Genomic DNA, 16860 nt, shown 5'->3' with positions numbered 1-16860 from the left:
GGGCGGTGCCGCTCAGGCCGATGCCTCGGGCGAACCGCGCCGGCGCGCCATGGCCCGCAGTCGCGCGGGGGTCAGCTGTCGGGGGTCTTGGTGGCGGGTCATCGGGTAGAAGCAGAGCCCGACGAGGATCGAGGTGAAGTGCCCGATCGCGGTGAAGTTCAACTCGATCCGGTCCATCGCGATCAGCGGGAAGCCGAAGATGACGAACAGCACGCCGAGATAGCCCCAGCGCCACGGTCGCGCGATGTGATAGGCCAGCACGGCCATCACCCCGACCAGAAAGTAGCTCACGCCGATGTCGCGGGCATGCACCAGCCGTTCGGACGCGTCGTGCTGCTCGATCGCCAGATACAGCAGGCCCTCGCTGAAATAGGTGGACAGGATGTGTGCGCTCAATCCCACTGTCAGCCAACGCAACTGCCCGAGCCAGTGCTCGGCGGGCGCCAGGAACAACGAGAACAGGATCAGGTAGGGCGCCAGGTTGTCCCCGTCGATCCACAACAGGCTGGAGAACAACACGTCGAGCGGATCACGCGCCAGGCCGTGGATGTTGGTGGAATGGTGCATCAGCATCCAGTGCAGTTGCCGCTGGGGAAGCCAGTGCTGGATGAAGGTCGTGATCAGCAGGACGAGCAGCCACCCGTAGGTCAACGGCGCGCTGCTGACGTAATGCCAGACCGCGAGCCCCATGCCGCGCAGTCGGGACCCCACCGGTGCATTCGTCACGTCATCACCTTCGCACGCCGGTTGCTGCGTCGCGCGAGTTACCCGGCGGTGCGCGAGCCTTCCATCGGCTCGGCGGTTGCCGGGAGCGGATCGGGCGTCGCCGCGGGTGCCGCCGCGGCGGGCACGGCGGCCTCCGGACGCAGGTGCCGCCACCAGCACATGATGTAGAGCAGCATCGAGATCACCAAGACGACGAGCACCCACAGCACGAGCGTGATGTCGATCCAGCCGCCGAAGGGCGGTGAGCCGGGCAAGGCGTTGCGCAGCGGTACCACCGCGAAGAGCATCGCCGCGTACCACGTGGTCATCGGCGGCTGGAATTTCCGTCTGTCACGCAGGGTCTGGACGGCGACGAAGAGCCCCAGGCCGGCGATCGCGATGAGCACCCCGCAAATGACGATGCCGAACGCCGCCGCGCTGAGCGAGCGGTGCAGGCTCACCCGGTAGGGGCCGGACCCGTCGACGGACACCTGCCACCCGGAAAGGTGATTGACGAACGTCACCGGCAGACGTTCGGGCACGTTCCCGGGGCCGTGCACGAGCTCGATCTCGACCGGCCCCGAGCTGTAGCGGTCGAACGGCCACTTCTCGATCTCCCCCGCGATGGTCAGCGGGACGGGGAAGACACCGGGGAGCATGCCCTTGGTCCAGGTGCGGCGGGTCGGCGTTGCCACCGATCGCACTCGCAGACTGACGTCTTCGTTCAAGTGCTGGGTTTGCGGATCCAGCAGGGCCGACCCCGGCGAGATGGACAGGTCGGCCATCAGCACGCTGTAGTTGGACTGGACGTCCTCGATGACCAGCGTGGCCGTGTTCTGTTGACCGCCGGGCGGGATTTCGGGGTGGCGGTGCCCCCCACCCTTGGCGTAGAGCGCCACCGAGGCGATGTATGCCCCGACGACAACCAAGACAAGACCTGCGAAGCCGAACCTGATGGCCGCCGACCGCATGCTGCTCCTACCCCTGTGGAGTGCGTTGTTCCCCAAGGCAATCTAACGGAACCGCGGGGGGTGTGACGGCGATACGGCCGAAGCGGTGCTGCCTACTCGACGGTGACGGACTTGGCCAGGTTTCGCGGCTTGTCGACATCGTAACCGCGGGCCTGCGCCACCGACGCGGCGAACACCTGCAGCGGGATGGTCGACAGCAACGGCTGCAAAAGGGTTGACACCGAAGGGATTTCGATCAAGTGGTCGGCGTAGGGCCGCACGGTGTCGTCGCCTTCCTCGGCGATCACGATGGTGATCGCGCCGCGGGCCTGGATCTCGCGGATGTTGGACAGCAGCTTGGAGTGCAGCGTGGCCTGCCCCTTGGGCGAGGGCATGACGACGATGACCGGCAGGTCGTCCTCGATCAGCGCGATCGGGCCGTGCTTGAGCTCGCCGGCGGCGAAACCCTCGGCGTGCATGTAGGCCAGTTCCTTGAGTTTCAGCGCGCCTTCCAGCGCCACCGGGTAGCCGACGTGGCGGCCCAGGAACAGCACGGTCGAGGACTGGGCGAACCGGTAGGCCAGCGCGGCCACCGGCTCGATCATCGCGAGCATCCGCGCGACCAGGTCCGGCATGGCCTCCAGCTCCTGGTACTCCCGCTCGACCTCGTCGGGGTACTTGGTGCCGCGGGCCTGCGCCAGCGCCAGGCCGACCAGATAGTTCGCGGTGATCTGCGCCAGGAACGTTTTGGTCGAGGCGACGCCGATCTCGGGGCCGGCGCGGGTGTAGAGGACGGCGTCGCACTCGCGCGGGATCTGCGAGCCGTTGGTGTTGCAGATGGCCAGCACCTTGGCCTTCTGCTCCTTGGCATGCCGGACGGCCTCGAGGGTGTCGGCGGTTTCCCCGGACTGCGAGATGGCGACCACCAGGGTGCTGCGGTCCAGCACCGGGTCGCGGTAACGGAACTCGCTGGCCAGTTCCACCTCGACCGGCAGCCGGGTCCAGTGCTCGATGGCGTACTTGGCGAGCAGCCCGGAGTGATAGGCGGTGCCGCAGGCCACCACGAACACCTTGTCGATCTCGCGCAGCTCCTGGTCGGAGAGCCGCTGCTCGTCGAGCACGATCCGGCCGTCGACGAAATGCCCGAGCAGGGTGTCGGCCACCGCGGCCGGCTGCTCGGCGATCTCCTTGAGCATGAAGTACTCGTAGCCGCCCTTTTCCGCGGCGGCCAGGTCCCAGTCGATGTGAAACTCGCGGTACTCGACGTCGGGGTTGCCGTGGAAGTCGGTGATCCGGTAGCCGTCGGCGGTGAGCACCACGGCCTGGTCCTGGCCGAGTTCGACGGCGTTGCGGGTGTGCGGGATGAACGCGGCGACGTCGGAGCCGACGAACATCTCGCCGTCACCGATGCCGAGCACCAGCGGCGTGGAGCGGCGGGCGGCCACGATGGTGCCCGGCACGTCGGCGTTGGTGAACACCAGGGTGAAGTGGCCCTCCAGCCGGCGCAGCACCGCCAGCACCGAGGCGGCGAAGTCGCCCGCGGTCGCGCCGTGCCGATATGCCTGCGCCACCAGGTGCACCGCGACCTCGGTGTCGGTGTCGCTGGCGAATTCCACGCCCTGGGCCTCTAGTTCGTGGCGCAGGCTCGGGTAGTTCTCGATGATGCCGTTGTGGACGACGGCGATCTTGCCGGCGGCGTCGCGGTGCGGGTGCGCGTTGCGGTCGGTGGGGCGCCCGTGCGTGGCCCAGCGCGTGTGGCCCAGGCCGGTGGTGCCGGCCAGCGACTCCGGCGGCATGTGCGCGACCGCGTCCTCCAGATTGGCCAGCCGGCCGGCGCGGCGGCACACGGTCAGCATCCCGGCGCCGTTGACAAGTGCGATCCCCGAGGAGTCATAGCCGCGGTACTCCATCCGGCGCAGCGCGTCCATGACGACCTTGCAGGCGGGCTGCTGCCCGACGTAGCCGACAATTCCGCACATTCGAACCAGGGTAGTGCAGGCGGACCCCAAGCCCCGCACTCCGCGGTTGTGATTAGCCCGCCCACCTGCACGGAAGGCCCGTTCAGAGCGACCCGCCCCGCGCTCGGCCTGCGGTCCGCCGCCGGGGTGGTACGGCGACCCCTCGGGGCCCGGGCACCGCTACTGGGACGGGGCCCGGCGACCGTGGTCGACAATCCGCCCGGCTTTCCACCGCACGGGCCGCTGACCGTCCTCATGCTGTCTTCATAAAGAGGAGAGGCGTTTTTCACCTGATGTATTCGTGGCGTTTTCATCTGCGTCATCGCTCAAGCAATTCAGCTATTTAACATTCTGCTTATCGGCTCCAATGGCAACCGCCAGAGCCAGCAGAAAGGACAGATCGTTGACGCCCGCCTGATCGTCACCGGCTGGGTGAGCCACCCGGTTCAACAGCTAATATGCGCGCAGCGCAACCCAATCCTTAGAGCAATAACCGTTTATGACAGACATCAATGCCGATTGTCCAGCTATCCGGTAAGCGCGTTTCTCACCGTCGTAATCAATTCGATTTGTCGCGAAAATTCGATGAACGCTTAAGCCACCGGATAGGTAACCGTTGATCGTTGTTAATCCGAAATTTCGCAGACCTTCAAGGGGAAAATCATGACTGCTGTTCTGTTCGACGATGTGGTGGCTCGTTCGTCCGCGCCCGCGCCGGGTCTGACGCTGGCTCCGGCGCCGCAACCGGCGCCCAAGCGGCGTCACCGCGAGCCGATCGGCGGCGGGGACCCGATGGTGGACGCGGCCGCCCGGTTGCTCAGCATCCCGCTGCGCCACATGTATGCGGCGCTCTGGCGGGTGGGCGTCATCGAGGTCAGGGCCTAGCGTCGATGCGCTAACGTCGACGCGTGGCCCGCACCCGCAAGCTGTTCGCAGCCCTCAGCCGCCGCGGCCCGCATCGGGTTCTGCGGGGTGACCTGGCCTTCGCCGGTCTGCCGGGCGTGGTGTACACCCCGGAGGCGGGGCTGGGACTGCCCGGGATCGCGTTCGGCCACGACTGGCTTACCCGGTCCGCCAACTATTCGGGTCTCCTCGAGCACCTGGCGTCGTGGGGCATCGTGGCCGGCGCCCCCGACACCGAACGCGGCCTGGCGCCTTCGGTCCTCAACTTCGCCTTCGACCTGGGCACCGCGCTGGACATCGTGTCCGGTGTGCGGCTCGGGCCGGGCAAGATCAGCGTGCACCCCGCCAAGCTGGGCGTCGTCGGGCACGGTTTCGGCGGCTCGGCCGCCGTGTTCGCCGCCGCCGGCATGCCGAACAAACTGGCGGCGGCGGCCGCGTTGTTCCCCGCCGCCACCAGCCCCCCGGCCGAACAGCCGGCCGCGACGCTGAAGCTGCCCGGGTTGATCCTGACCGCGCCCGGGGACCCGCAGTCGCTGAACTCCAACGCGCTGTCGCTGAGCCGCGCGTGGGACGCCGCCACGCTGCGCGTCGTGAGCAAGGCCCAGCCCGGCGGGCTGGTCGAGGGCCGGCGGCTGGCCAAGGCGTTCGGGCTGGCCGGCCCGCACCGGCGCACGCAGCGGACGGTGCGCGCGCTGCTGACCGGTTACCTGCTCGCCACGCTGGGCGGCGACAAGGCGTATCGCGAGTTCGCCGATCCCGACGCCCACCTGCCCAAGACCGATCCGCTGGATCCCGACGCGCCGCCGGTTGCCCTGGAAGAGAAGATCGTCGCGTTGTTGAAGTGACGCGGCAACGGGGTACTCGCCCACCGTGTCGACCGTCGAAGCGCTGTACGACCGCTGGATCACCGAGTTGTGGGCCGGACGGCCCGTCGCGTCCGAGATCGTCACCGACGACTTCGTGGGGCACTGGCCGGGTCGGGACGTGCACGGGCCGGAGGAACTTCAGCGGATCGTCGCCGAGACCCGAAACATGTTCGCGGACTTGACGTTTGCCGTCGAGATCGGTCCGCTGCACGAGGGTGGCCTGGTCGCGGGCCGATGGGTGGGCACGGGCCGCGGCCCCGACGGGCCGGTCTCCTTCACCGGCAACGACATCCTGCGCCTGGCCGGCGACGGCCGGCGGTTCGCGGAGTACTGGACGGGCACGTCGGCGGGCTGAGGCTGCCGCGTCCCCGCGGACGGCGGGCGCGGTCGTGGTATCTGTCGTTGATGCGAATCGGGATCGCCCTGGATTATTCGGGCGGATTTCATCAGGCCGTGGACCGCGTGGTCGAACTCGAGAAGGCCGGCATCGACATCGCCGTGGTGGCCGAGGCGTACGCCTTCGACGCGGTGAGCCAGCTCGGGTATCTGGCCGCCAAGACCACCACCGTCGAGCTGGCGTCGGGGGTGTTTCCCATCTACATCCGCACGCCCTCGCTGCTGGCGATGACGGCCGCGGGCCTTGACTACGTGTCCGACGGGCGCTTCCGGCTGGGGATCGGCACGTCCGGGCCGCAGGTGATTGAGGGCTTCCACGGCGTGGAGTTCGACGCCCCGCTGGGCCGCACCCGCGAGATCGTGGAGATCTGCCGCAAGGTGTGGCGCCGCGAGCGGCTGCAGCACAACGGCAAGCACTACCAGATCCCGTTGCCGCCCGACCGCGGAACGGGCTTGGGCAAGGCCCTGCAGCTCATCAATCACCCGGTGCGCGAACGTATCCCGATCACCATCGCCGCGCTGGGTCCGAAGAACGTCGAGTTGACCGCTGAGATCGCCGAGGGCTGGCAGCCCGTCTTCTACCTCCCGGAGAAGGCCGCGTCGGTATGGGGCGACGCGCTGGCGACCGGGACCGCCAAGCGCGACCCGGCGCTGGGCCCACTGGACGTCATGGTGCACGCGTCGGTGGCCATCGGCGACGACGTCGACGAACGGCTGGCGTGGGTCAAGCCGCAGCTCGGCCTGTACCTGGGCGGGATGGGCGCCAAGGGCCGCAATTTCTATCACGCCCTGGCGACGCGTTACGGGTTCGGCGAGGTCGCCGACCGGATCCAGGAGCTGTACCTCTCCGGCCGCAAACGCGAGGCCATCGACGCGGTGCCCGACGAACTGGTGCGCGGCATGTCGCTGGTGGGCCCGCGCGGGTACGTCGCCGAACGCCTGGCCGCGTTCGCCGAGTCCGGCGTGACGACGCTGCTGCTCAGCCCCCTGGCCACCGACCGCGCCGAATCCGTGCGCTTCGTCGAGGACGTGCTGCGGCTGCGCCCCGCCTGAACGGTCACGGCCCCGCCTGCGGCAGCTGGTCCGCGGCGATTTCGCACGGCGTCTTCCCCTCGGTCGCCGCGGGGGCCGGCTCACCCGCCGCGGGCGCCGCGACAGGTGCGGGCCCGTCGATCGGTGGTGCAGCCGCCGGTGGCGGCTCCCCCTCTGCCGGCGCGGGCGCGTCCGCTGGCGGTGTTCCGTCCGCGGGCGCGGGCGCGTCCGCGGGGAGCGCCGCGTCGAGCGGTTGAGCCGCGCCGGGCTCGGCCACTTCGGTGTCGCCGCCGTCTTCCGCCTTCGCCGGCTCGTCATCGGTGTCGTCGGCGTCAAAGGGGTTGTCGTCGAAGGGGTTTCCGGCATCGGAGGGATCGGTCGGTTCGGAGCCGTCGGCTACCGAGCCGATCAGGCCACCGACCGCGTCGACGATCCTGCCGGCCAGCCCGAGGAGACCCGCACCGCCGCCGCTGCCGAGCCCGCTACCGATTCCGCCGCCCAGATCGCCCGCCGGCATGCCGGCCGCATCCCCGAGCGCGGATCCCCAATCCGGTTGCGGGGTGGCGGGAACCGGAGACGGCGCAACGGTCGGCGCGGTCGGTGCCGGATCCGACGGCGGGCCCGGGGCGGCGGCAACGGGCGTGACCGCCGCGGGCGGCGAGGCGGGCGGGGCCGGCCGCAGGGGCTGGTAACCGGGCCCGAGTTCGCCGGGAGCTTCGAAGCGTGCTGCCGGGGCGGCCGCCATCCTCTCGGTGACCATGTCGTAGGAGGTCGCCACACCGTCGCGCGTCGAGCGCATAGTGGTCAGCCAGTCGTCGCGGATCTCGTTGTCCACGTAAGGCATCACCTGCTCACGCACCACCCCTTCGGCGGCTGGCCGATCCCCGGCCCCGGTCGTGACCGTCGCGGCGGCGGCCAGCCACGCCGGCCGTAGCGCCTGTGCGCGGTCGTCGACGGCGATGGCGGTCGCGACCTTCGAGTCGACCAGGTACCACAGGTTGTCGCGCAGTGATTCACACCGTTGCGCCGCCGCGCGCAGCTCGGTCGCCACCGCGCTGGCGGCGTCGCAGTGGCGCTCCACGAACCGGACGGCGGCGTCCCCGCCGGGCCCGGTCCACGCCGCGGACAGCTCGGCCACCTGGGCGCGCTGCATGCGCAGCGCGTCGAAGACCGCGTCGCCCGCGGCCCGCAACTCCGCGCAATCACGGTCGAGGGCGCGCAGGTCCAGACCCTCTTCGGTGTCGTACCAGTCGCGGACCTGCGAGGGATGCGCCGTGAGGTCGGGATGCTGGTAGCCGAGGGCGTGGCAGGCTCGCACGTAGCGCTCGGTGTGCTCGACCGCGGGCAGTCCTTCGGCGAGGCGCGCGGCGACGTTCAACCGGTCGGCCATGGTCAGGCGATCCGCGCCGCGGCATACAGTTCGGCGTCCGCGTACTGGTCGGCGCTCGCGCGCAGGGCGGCCGCGATCTCCACGGACGCGCGTGACCACTGCGCCACGTCGGCGGCCAGCCGCTCCAGCTCCGCGCGCAGCGCCTCGCCGTGGGCGGTGTGCGCCCGCCCGGCGCTGGCCCCACCGAAGGCGAGCCGGCCCAGGTGATCGCTGACGGCGCGGTCGATGATGTCGGCAGCGGCACAGAATTGGGCAGCGACTCGGTGCGTCGCCGGGACGTCGATCTCGGTGCGTGCCACGGTGGCCGGCCGTACTCCCCTGTCGAATCTCATGCCTAATCCGACGCCCGGGAACACGCCCGGGTTCCCGGGAGATTCAGCGCGCGGAGCTGACCGCCTCGGCGACCCGGCTCGCGACGCGCTGGGCGACGTGGGCCTCGGGCGCCTCCACCATGACCCGGATGACGGGCTCGGTTCCCGACGGCCGCAACAGGATTCGGCCGGTGTCGCCGAGTTCGGCCGCGGCGTCGTCGACCGCGATGCGCACCGCGGGGGCCGCGGCGGCGATGTCCTTGTCGGCCACCCGGACGTTGATCAGCACCTGCGGCAGCGTCTGCATGGGCGCGGCCAGCTCGGTCAGCGACGAGCCGGTCTGCACCATGCGCGTCATCAACCGCAGCCCGGTGACGATGCCGTCGCCGGTGGAGCCCAGCGCCGGCATCACGATGTGACCGGACTGCTCGCCGCCCAGGCTGTAGTCGCCGGCGCGCAGCTCCTCGAGGACGTAGCGGTCTCCGACGCCGGTGGTGCGCACGCTGATCCCGGCCGAGCGCATGGCCAGGTGCAGCCCGAGGTTGCTCATCACGGTGGCTACCAGCGTGTCCGAGGCCAGCTCGCCGGCCTCGCGCATCGCCAGCGCGAGCACGACCATGATCGCGTCGCCGTCGACGAGTTCGCCGTTGGCGTCGACGGCCAGGCAGCGGTCGGCGTCGCCGTCGTGGGCCAGGCCGAGGTCGGCCCGGTGCGCGATGACGGCGGCGCGCAGCGAATCCAGGTGGGTGGAGCCGCAGTTGTCGTTGATGTTGAGCCCGTTGGGCTCGGCGTTGATCGCGATGACCCGCGCGCCGGCCGCGCGGTAGGCGCGCGGCGCCACCGACGACGCGGCGCCGTGGGCGCAGTCGACCACCACGGTCAGGCCGTCGAGCCGCATCGTGCTGGCCTTGCTCAGGTGGCGCAGGTAGCGGTCGGCGGCGTCCTCGGCGTCGATGACCCGGCCGATCCCGGCGCCGACCGGCCGCAACCCGGCCTCGGCGGCCAGTAGCGCCTCGATCCGGTCCTCGGTGTCGTCGTCGAGCTTGCGGCCGCCGGGGCCGAAGATCTTGATGCCGTTGTCGGGCATCGGGTTGTGCGACGCGGAGATCATCACCCCGAAGTCGGCGTCGTACGCGCCGGTCAGATAGGCCACCGCGGGGGTGGGCAGCACGCCGACCCGCAGCGCGTCGACGCCCTGGCTGGTCAGCCCGGCGATCACCGCGGCCTCCAGCATCTCGCCGCTGGCCCGGGGGTCGCGCCCGATCACGGCGACGCGCCGGCCCGGCCCGCCCGCGCTGGCCAGGTGCCGCGCGGCCGCGGCGCCCAGCGCCAGCGCCAGCTCGGCGGTCAACTCCCGGTTGGCGACCCCACGGACACCGTCGGTGCCGAATAGTCGACCCATGCGGACAAACCTCTCACAATTGACGGTTCAGCACCTAACGTGCCCGTTCTTTTCTGACCGAAACGGGGCGCGTTTGCGCGCAGACACGCCGACGAAGGCGCGTGACTACCCCGTTTGAGGCCCCGTTTTGGCCAGAAAGTGATGTGGTTGATCAGCGCTTGCTGTACTGAGGCGCCTTGCGGGCCTTCTTCAGGCCGTACTTCTTGCGCTCGGTGGCCCGCGGGTCGCGGGTGAGGAATCCGGCCTTCTTCAGCGCGGGCCGGTCCTCGGGCTGCGCCAGGATCAGCGCCCGGGCGATGCCCAGGCGCAGCGCACCGGCCTGCCCCGACGGCCCGCCGCCGTGCAGCAGCGCGAAGATGTCGAAGCTCTCCAGCCGGTCGACCGTGACCAGCGGGGCCTTGATCAGCTGCTGATGCACCTTGTTGGGGAAGTAATCCTCCAGGCTGCGGCCGTTGAGGTCGAACTTGCCGGTGCCGGGGACCAGGCGCACCCGCACCACGGCCTCCTTGCGGCGGCCGACGGTCTGGATGGGCCGGTCGAAGACGAACGAGTCGGCGGCCGCGGGCGCGGGCGCCTCGGCCGGGACGTCCGGTGTTTCCGGGGTCTCGGCGGTGGCCGTGGTGTCGTCCAGGGCCTCGGTCGTTTCGGTCACTGGGCCACCTGCTTGATCTCGTACGGAACCGGCTGCTGAGCGGCGTGCGGGTGCTCGGGGCCGGCGTAGACGTGGAGTTTGCGCTGGATCTGACGGCTGAGCTTGTTCTTGGGCAGCATTCCGACGATCGCCTTCTCGACGACGCGGTCGGGGTGTTTGTCCATCAGTTCGCCGATGCTGCGCGAGTGCAGGCCGCCGGGATACCCCGAGTGGCGGTAAGCCAGCTTGCTCTGCAGTTTGTCGCCGCTCAGGGCGACCTTGTCGGCGTTGATGACGATGACGAAGTCACCGCCGTCGACATTGGGGGCGAACGTCGGCTTGTGCTTGCCGCGCAGCAGGGTGGCTGCCGCGACGGCAAGGCGGCCAAGCACCACGTCCGTGGCGTCGATGACGTACCACGACCGCGTGGTGTCACCCGCCTTTGGCGCGTAGGTGGGCACAGCGCTTACCTTTTCTTTCTCGAGGTGGATCCCGGGTCGAGCCGGGTGCCGGTCAGGCGTTGGCGGTGGGTCCAAAAGGAAGGGTTCTCGGCGACCGACATTGACCCGAGTCCCGGCGTACCGCACGCCAACCGAGCAGCTTACCGATGCACGTCCCCGCAGGTCAAAACGACTGTGTGGTCCCAGCGGCTCTCCCCCGCCGGGACCACACAGACGATCATGGGTGTTGCGGCTACCTACCCCAGACTCCGGCCGCCCGCCGGTCGGCGTTTTCCACCTCTTCCGCGCCGTCGCGCACGGCGTTTCCGAGATCGACGAGGATCTCGTTGAGGGCGGTCGCCGACTGGTGCCATTTCTGCTGCTCGACCTGGTAGGCGGCCGCCGCCTCACGGGTCCAGGACTGCTGCAGCGGCGCGATCTGCGACCGCAGTTCCTCCAGCGCCGCATTCAGCCGGGCCGACGTGGTGTGGATTTCCTGGCGCACCGAATATTCGATCTCGCCGAAGTCATAGGACAGCGCCGATTCCATGGATGACTCCTGTCGACTAGAGGTTTCCGCCGGCGGCGGCGATGTGGGTCGCGTGGTTGTGGCCGGCGTCCTGCAGGGTGGCCGCGTTGTGCCGGATGGTCTCGCCGATCGCGTGCAGGACGTGGTAGAGGCGCAACGACTCGGCGTTCCAGCGGTCCACCACGTCTTTGAACCGCCCCGCGGCGACCCCGCCCCATACCGAAGGCGGCACTTGGCTCATCCGGCCGATGAACGCCTGCAGCATGGCCCGGATCTCCTCGTTGCGGGCGTCCGTGGTTCCCGCGACCGACCGCATCAGGTCGAAGTCGGTGGTCAGTGTGTTCGGTGTAGCCATATTGGATTCGACCGCGACGACGTTCATTTGGTTCCATCCGATCCGGAGCTCATCCGATCGCGTGCGCCGACCGCACCGCCTGCTCACAGACAGCGCGGACGGCCTCTTCGTTGCCGGGCCGGCTCTGGCATCCGAGGCTGATCCGCACCGGCCCGTCCACCAGCACCGTCCACCGCACGTCGTGGCCGGCGCGGACTTCGCGGTACGTCACCGCCGGCCTGCCGGCGCTGGTTGCGGTGGGATTGAGGTCCACGAACGTTCCCGCGGGCTCGGCGTCGATGGCCCGTTTCAACCGCTCGGCGGCGCCACTCAACGTCTCGCCGGCCACCGGCGACTGTGTGACATGCAAGGCCACTTCGGGATCCGACGGCGAGGTGACCTGCACGCGCGCCGATCCCGGCCCACCGGTCACCCGCTGCGTTGACCAGTCCGCGGGCACCGTCACCGCCACCCGGCCCTCCACGAGGAATGTGGTGGGTGGGGCTGTTACCGGCCGTGGGGCCGGCGGGCCGTGCCGGCCCACCGTGATCACGGCCGGGGCCGCCGCGGCGAGCACAATGGCGGCCGCACCGACGCCGCCCAGGGTCCGGGCGCGGCACGGGAGACGGTCACGGCGATCGCGCCGCCCGGTCGGCTCATCGAGGTCGGACGCCGCCGATCGGGCCAGCCGGGTCAGTCGGGCCCCGTCGATGCGCACCGCCGTCCGCCCGATGCCGCCCGCGCCGTCAGCGATCGCCGCGGCCAGAGCCGACGCCCCGGGGACCGCGCTCGGCGTGTCGATGAGCACGACGGTCGCGGGCATGCCCGCGATGGTGGCCAGCACCTCGTCGGCTACCGGACGCCGCGGGGGCCGTCGCGGTACCGCGACGGCGTGGTCACCGTCGATCACCACCATCCCCCCGGTGATCTCCACGAGCGTCGACCCGGCACGGGCATGGGCGGCCCGCCGCAGCAACCACGACCGGGGCCGCACGAGCACGTCGTCGGACACGGTGGCCGCGGCCGAGCTCAAGACCCGGATGCGCGACGACGACCACCAGGATGGGTGCAGCACGACGATGCCGTTACCGTCGGCGCAGATCGCCGACCGCAGGACAGCGCTCCACAGCGAGGCCACGGCAACCGGGTGCTCGGCCACCAGCGCCACGCGGTCGTCTATCGCGCCGAGCGCGGCCCCGACAACCTCGGACGGCGGGCTATCGTCGTCGACCTCGCTTGTGCCGCAACATAATCGGCGGATCGTGCCGGGGCCCACCTCGATGACGGCGCGATGCGCTTTCACGGTGCGCTCCAGGCCACCTGGATGAGCCGTTCGTCGCCGTCGCGGGAAAGCAGGACACCTCGTCCGGGCGGCAACCGCGCGGGGCGACGGCGCCCGAACGGCACGTCGTCGCCGGCGGATCCGCTCATCGCCAGGGTCATGCAGCCCAGGTCACGCAGCCCGGCGAGCAGGGGCTCGAACAGCGCGCGCTCCGCTCCGCCGCTGCGCCGGGCCAGCACCAGGTGCAGGCCCAGATCCGCGGCGTAGGGCAGGTATTCGGTGAGCGGCGACAACGGGTTGCCGGCCGGGGCGGTGACCAGTTCGTAATCGTCGACGACGACGTAGATGTCGGGCCCCGACCACCAGGACCCCGTCCGCAGTTGCGCCTGGGTGGCGTCGGGCGCAGGCATGCGGCTCCGCAACAGATCGAGCAGATCGGGCAGCAATGCGCGCAGGGCGCCCGGTGACACCGCATAGCCGCCGAGATGCTCCGACTCGACGACACCGAGCAGCGAGCGCCGGAAATCGATGATCACCACGCGGGCTTGCGCCGCGGTCTTCGTCCGGACGATCTCGCGGCACAGCGTCCGCAGCGTCGCGGTCTTCCCGCACCCGTTGTCGCCGAGCACCAACAGGTGCCCCTGCCGGTCGAAGTCGCACGTCACCGGCTGCAGTCGACGCTCGTCGATGCCCAGCAGGATGCGGTCGCCCGCCCGGTCCACGACCGTGTCGCGCTCCACCCGCTCCGGAAGCAGCGGGATCGGCGGCGCAACAGCGTCACCCCCGTCAATGTGGGTGAGCGGCAACGCGATCATCATGTGCGCCCCGTCCCCGCACAGACCGCGACCCGGTTTGCCCTGGGGCACATGTTGGGCCGCTTTGCGGTCCAACTCGGAATCGGCGGGATCACCCAACCGCAGCTCGATGCGGGTCCCGATCTGGTCGCGCAGGGCGGGCCTGATCTCGGCCCACCGCGACGCCGCCAGCACCACATGTACACCGAACGAAAGTCCTTGACTCGCAATGGCGGTGATCGACGCCTCCAGCGCACCGAATTCGTCGCGTACGGTCGCCCAGCCGTCGACGACGAGGAAAACCTCCCCGAACGGATCGTCGTCGAACGGCTGGTGCTGCGCCCGGAGCCGACGGTATTCGGCGATCGAGCCGATTCCACGGTCGCTGAAAATGGCCTCCCGCGAGCGGATGACCGACTCGCACTCGGCGACGATCCGCGTGACGAGCCCCGGTTGAGCCCTGCCGGCAACCGCACCGACATGCGGGATCGTCCGTGTCGATGTCAGCGTTCCGCCGCCGAAGTCCAGACAGTAGAACTGCACCCGCACCGCCTCATGAGTGGCCGCCAGCGCCGTCACCAGGGTGCACAGCGCCGTTGACTTGCCCGACCGGGGCGCCCCGACCACCGCCACATTGCCCGCGGCCGCACGCAGATCGACCACCAGCGGCGTGCGGCGCTGCTCGAAGGGCCGGTCGACGATGCCCAGGGGAACCGTCAATTCACCCGGCGCGGGCACCGCGTCGCGAAGCAGCGTGTGCAGCCCGGGCGCCGCGTCCAGCGGTGGCAGCCAGACGGGGTGCGCGAGCGGTCCGTGACCGGCCAGCCGATCCAGGACGGACTGCAGGACCGTCCGTTCCGACGGCGCAGGGTCCTCGACGGTGCGGGCGGTCTCGCCGACCCTACGAGTGCCGAACCGCTGCACGGAAGCCCTCACCACGGGCCCTCCGGCCGGCGCGCGGGCCGCAGTCGGTCCCGAAACATACGCCGAGGAGAAACGAATCAGCTCTCCCACGCTCGTGCGCAGGTAGCCCGCCCCCGGGTCGTTCGGCAATTCGTACGCGTCGAGTGTTCCCAGCACCCCGCGTGACTCGTTGGCCGACAGGGTTTTCAGGCAGATCCGATACGACAGGTGGGCGTCCAGTCCCCGCAGCCGGCCCTCGTCGAGCCGCTGGCTGGCCAGCAGTAGGTGCATGCCCAGCGAACGGCCGAGCCGCCCGATCGCCACGAACATGTCGGTGAAATCCGGATGCTGGCTGAGTAATTCGGAGAACTCGTCAACGATGATGAACAAGGTGGGCAAGGGCGGTGCTGCCGCACCCGCGCGCCGCCGGGCTTCATACGCCGCGGCGCTGACGCAGCCCGACGCCCGCAGCAGCCGTTGCCGGCGATTCATCTCACCGGCCAAGGCGTCGCGCATCCGGGCCACCAGCGGTGCCTCGTCGGCGAGATTCGTGATCACCGCCGCCACGTGCGGAGCCCGCGCGTAATCGAGAAAGGTTGCGCCACCTTTGAAGTCGATGAGCAGCAGATTCAACGCGGCTGGAGAGTTGCGTGCCATCATGCCCAGCGCGATCGTGCGCAACAGCTCCGACTTGCCCGACCCCGTGGCGCCGACGCAGAGCCCGTGCGGGCCCATGCCGCTTTCGGCGGCTTCCTTGATGTCCAGTTCCAGCGGCGTGCCGTCAGCGCCGGTCCCGATGGGGACCCGAAGCCGATCGCGGTGCGATTTGCTCTGCCACAACGCGATTGGGTCGAATCGGTCGACGTCGTCGATTCCCAATAGCGCCGGCCAGTCCGCGCCGTCGCCGCCGAGAAGGGACGCGCCGGCCCGGTATCTCGCCAGCCGGCGAGCGCAGGCCAGCGCGTCCACGGGCTCCATCCGGTCCGGCCGGGAAAGCCGATGAGTCTCGTCCCCCCGGCTGATGGCGACCGGTGCGCCCGCAGGACCGCCGACGACTTCGACAACGGTCGCGCCCGCGCACCCGGCAACGGATTCGTCCAGATCGGCGACCAGCACCGCGTGTGCCGGCCGCGCCCGGGCGAGCGCGTCTTGCGCCTCGCCGATGCTGCGGTACACCATCCGGACCGCGCCCACCCCGTCGGCCGCGGCCGGGTGCTGGTTGTGCGGCAACCATTTCAGCCACTCCCACTGCCGGCGGTTCCGCTCGCTGATCGCCGCGACGATCAGCAGCTGATCGGGGGGATGGCAGACGGCGAGTTGGCAGAGCATCGCGCGGAGCAGCCCGCGCGCCGCGGGCGCGTCGCCGTCGATCCTGACGCACGGGATTCCGCGCAGGCCGACGGCGATCGGCGCGTCGATCGTCGAATACGTTCGCAGGAAGCGACGCAACGCGGCCGCGGTGACCGGATCACCGGACTCGCTCACCCGCGCGGCTACCAATGGGGTGGCGAGCGGCCGGCCTCCGATGCCCACTCGGACGAGGCAGAAATCGGGGTCGGCCGCTCGTCGCTCCCACATCCGGGGGCCACCGATCAATGTCCACAGGGTGTCCGGGTCGGGGTGGCTCCACTGCAGTGAGAGCCGCTGCGCGGCAGCCGTTTCGACCACCGTGGTGCGCAGCCTACTGAGGTATCCGAGGTAGTCGAGGCGATCGGCTTGGATGCCGGCGCCCCGGCGGCGAACGCGCCCGGACAGCATTGTCACGAGCGATGACGCCAGCATCATGATGGGGACGGCCCACACGGCGGGGGTGCGGCCGCCACCCGGCCCCGACCTCCATGCCGCGGCCATGACGCCCGCACCGGCCAGCGCCAGCACGGCCGGCAACAGCAGTGGCAGGAGGCCCGCCCCGGCCAGAGCCGGTGGTTCGGGCGGCGCGTCGACGACGAGGTCCGCGGTGGCCACCGCGGGCGGCGGCTGCCGCGCCACCGGCACGAAACGCTGGGTCATCTCGGTCCTCCCCGTGGGACGAAC

16 protein-coding genes are annotated in these 16860 nt (G+C 70.3%); 4 read left to right on the top strand and 12 right to left on the bottom strand.

The annotated features are described in order from the left end of the window. Positions 1-12: 12 nt before the first annotated feature. The 3 genes from AWC03_RS18490 to glmS form a co-directional block, all read right to left on the bottom strand. A complete protein-coding gene (locus tag AWC03_RS18490; protein WP_085242171.1) occupies positions 13-690 on the bottom strand; it encodes a rhomboid-like protein in 678 nt (225 codons plus the stop codon). 74 nt (positions 691-764) lie between these two features. Beyond that, positions 765-1676, bottom strand: a complete 912-nt coding sequence (locus AWC03_RS18485; protein ID WP_085242170.1) for a DUF4436 domain-containing protein — start codon at positions 1674-1676, stop codon at positions 765-767. Between the two features lie 92 nt (positions 1677-1768). Continuing rightward, on the bottom strand, positions 1769-3634 hold the full coding sequence (glmS, locus tag AWC03_RS18480) for a glutamine--fructose-6-phosphate transaminase (isomerizing) (RefSeq protein WP_085242169.1): 1866 nt from the start codon (positions 3632-3634) through the stop codon (positions 1769-1771). 642 nt (positions 3635-4276) lie between these two features. On the opposite strand from glmS, the gene AWC03_RS18475 reads away from it, so the two are divergent. From AWC03_RS18475 to AWC03_RS18460, 4 genes are read left to right on the top strand one after another with little or no spacing between them, the layout of a single operon-like run. Then, positions 4277-4498: an Rv1535 family protein gene (locus AWC03_RS18475; protein ID WP_085242168.1), complete on the top strand. Its 222-nt coding sequence runs from the start codon at positions 4277-4279 to the stop codon at positions 4496-4498. Positions 4499-4521: 23 nt separating this feature from the next. Further along, positions 4522-5361 (top strand): dienelactone hydrolase family protein, encoded by an 840-nt coding sequence (locus tag AWC03_RS18470; RefSeq protein WP_085242167.1) that lies wholly within the window; start codon positions 4522-4524, stop codon positions 5359-5361. A 25-nt stretch (positions 5362-5386) separates the two neighbouring features. After that, positions 5387-5737 carry a nuclear transport factor 2 family protein gene (locus tag AWC03_RS18465; protein WP_085242166.1) on the top strand — a complete coding sequence of 117 codons (351 nt, stop codon included), beginning with the start codon at positions 5387-5389 and terminating at the stop codon, positions 5735-5737. A 50-nt stretch (positions 5738-5787) separates the two neighbouring features. After that, positions 5788-6831: an LLM class F420-dependent oxidoreductase gene (locus tag AWC03_RS18460; RefSeq protein ID WP_085242165.1), complete on the top strand. Its 1044-nt coding sequence runs from the start codon at positions 5788-5790 to the stop codon at positions 6829-6831. A gap of 4 nt (positions 6832-6835) precedes the next feature. On the opposite strand, the gene AWC03_RS18455 is transcribed toward AWC03_RS18460, so the two are convergent. The 9 genes from AWC03_RS18455 to eccCa form a co-directional block, all read right to left on the bottom strand. Then, a complete protein-coding gene (locus AWC03_RS18455; RefSeq protein ID WP_085242164.1) occupies positions 6836-8200 on the bottom strand; it encodes a hypothetical protein in 1365 nt (454 codons plus the stop codon). 2 nt (positions 8201-8202) lie between these two features. After that, entirely contained in the window at positions 8203-8532 is a 330-nt protein-coding gene (locus tag AWC03_RS18450; RefSeq protein WP_085242163.1) for a type VII secretion target, read from the bottom strand. A gap of 43 nt (positions 8533-8575) precedes the next feature. Then, on the bottom strand, positions 8576-9913 hold the full coding sequence (glmM, locus tag AWC03_RS18445) for a phosphoglucosamine mutase (RefSeq protein WP_085242162.1): 1338 nt from the start codon (positions 9911-9913) through the stop codon (positions 8576-8578). A 151-nt stretch (positions 9914-10064) separates the two neighbouring features. Further along, positions 10065-10544: a 30S ribosomal protein S9 gene (gene rpsI, locus AWC03_RS18440; RefSeq protein ID WP_090423388.1), complete on the bottom strand. Its 480-nt coding sequence runs from the start codon at positions 10542-10544 to the stop codon at positions 10065-10067. Between the two features lie 17 nt (positions 10545-10561). Beyond that, positions 10562-11005 (bottom strand): 50S ribosomal protein L13, encoded by a 444-nt coding sequence (gene rplM / locus AWC03_RS18435; RefSeq protein WP_085242160.1) that lies wholly within the window; start codon positions 11003-11005, stop codon positions 10562-10564. 232 nt (positions 11006-11237) lie between these two features. Then, a complete protein-coding gene (locus AWC03_RS18430; RefSeq protein WP_085242159.1) occupies positions 11238-11534 on the bottom strand; it encodes a WXG100 family type VII secretion target in 297 nt (98 codons plus the stop codon). A 16-nt stretch (positions 11535-11550) separates the two neighbouring features. Beyond that, positions 11551-11868, bottom strand: coding sequence for a WXG100 family type VII secretion target (locus AWC03_RS18425; protein ID WP_085242224.1), 318 nt, complete (start codon positions 11866-11868; stop codon positions 11551-11553). Between the two features lie 49 nt (positions 11869-11917). Further along, a complete protein-coding gene (locus tag AWC03_RS18420; protein WP_142278430.1) occupies positions 11918-13150 on the bottom strand; it encodes a type VII secretion-associated protein in 1233 nt (410 codons plus the stop codon). Next, entirely contained in the window at positions 13147-16836 is a 3690-nt protein-coding gene (gene eccCa / locus AWC03_RS18415; protein ID WP_085242157.1) for a type VII secretion protein EccCa, read from the bottom strand. Before eccCa ends, AWC03_RS18420 begins: the two co-directional genes overlap by 4 nt. Between the last annotated feature and the right edge of the window lie 24 nt (positions 16837-16860).

This window comes from Mycobacterium europaeum (genome assembly GCF_002102155.1).
Taxonomy (GTDB): domain Bacteria; phylum Actinomycetota; class Actinomycetes; order Mycobacteriales; family Mycobacteriaceae; genus Mycobacterium; species Mycobacterium europaeum.
Note: the sequence above shows the minus strand (reverse complement) of the source record. Positions and strands in the feature narration are given on the sequence as shown.

Excerpts from the sequence above, each read along its gene's own strand:
- AWC03_RS18490 (WP_085242171.1), bottom strand. The coding sequence starts at position 690 with ATGGGGCTCGCGGTCTGGCATTACGTCAGCAGCGCGCCGTTGACCTAC.
- AWC03_RS18485 (WP_085242170.1), bottom strand. The coding sequence starts at position 1,676 with ATGCGGTCGGCGGCCATCAGGTTCGGCTTCGCAGGTCTTGTCTTGGTT.
- glmS (WP_085242169.1), bottom strand. The coding sequence starts at position 3,634 with ATGTGCGGAATTGTCGGCTACGTCGGGCAGCAGCCCGCCTGCAAGGTC.
- AWC03_RS18475 (WP_085242168.1), top strand. The coding sequence starts at position 4,277 with ATGACTGCTGTTCTGTTCGACGATGTGGTGGCTCGTTCGTCCGCGCCC.
- AWC03_RS18460 (WP_085242165.1), top strand. The coding sequence starts at position 5,788 with ATGCGAATCGGGATCGCCCTGGATTATTCGGGCGGATTTCATCAGGCC.
- AWC03_RS18455 (WP_085242164.1), bottom strand. The coding sequence starts at position 8,200 with ATGGCCGACCGGTTGAACGTCGCCGCGCGCCTCGCCGAAGGACTGCCC.
- AWC03_RS18450 (WP_085242163.1), bottom strand. The coding sequence starts at position 8,532 with ATGAGATTCGACAGGGGAGTACGGCCGGCCACCGTGGCACGCACCGAG.
- glmM (WP_085242162.1), bottom strand. The coding sequence starts at position 9,913 with ATGGGTCGACTATTCGGCACCGACGGTGTCCGTGGGGTCGCCAACCGG.
- AWC03_RS18430 (WP_085242159.1), bottom strand. The coding sequence starts at position 11,534 with ATGGAATCGGCGCTGTCCTATGACTTCGGCGAGATCGAATATTCGGTG.
- AWC03_RS18425 (WP_085242224.1), bottom strand. The coding sequence starts at position 11,868 with ATGGCTACACCGAACACACTGACCACCGACTTCGACCTGATGCGGTCG.
- eccCa (WP_085242157.1), bottom strand. The coding sequence starts at position 16,836 with ATGACCCAGCGTTTCGTGCCGGTGGCGCGGCAGCCGCCGCCCGCGGTG.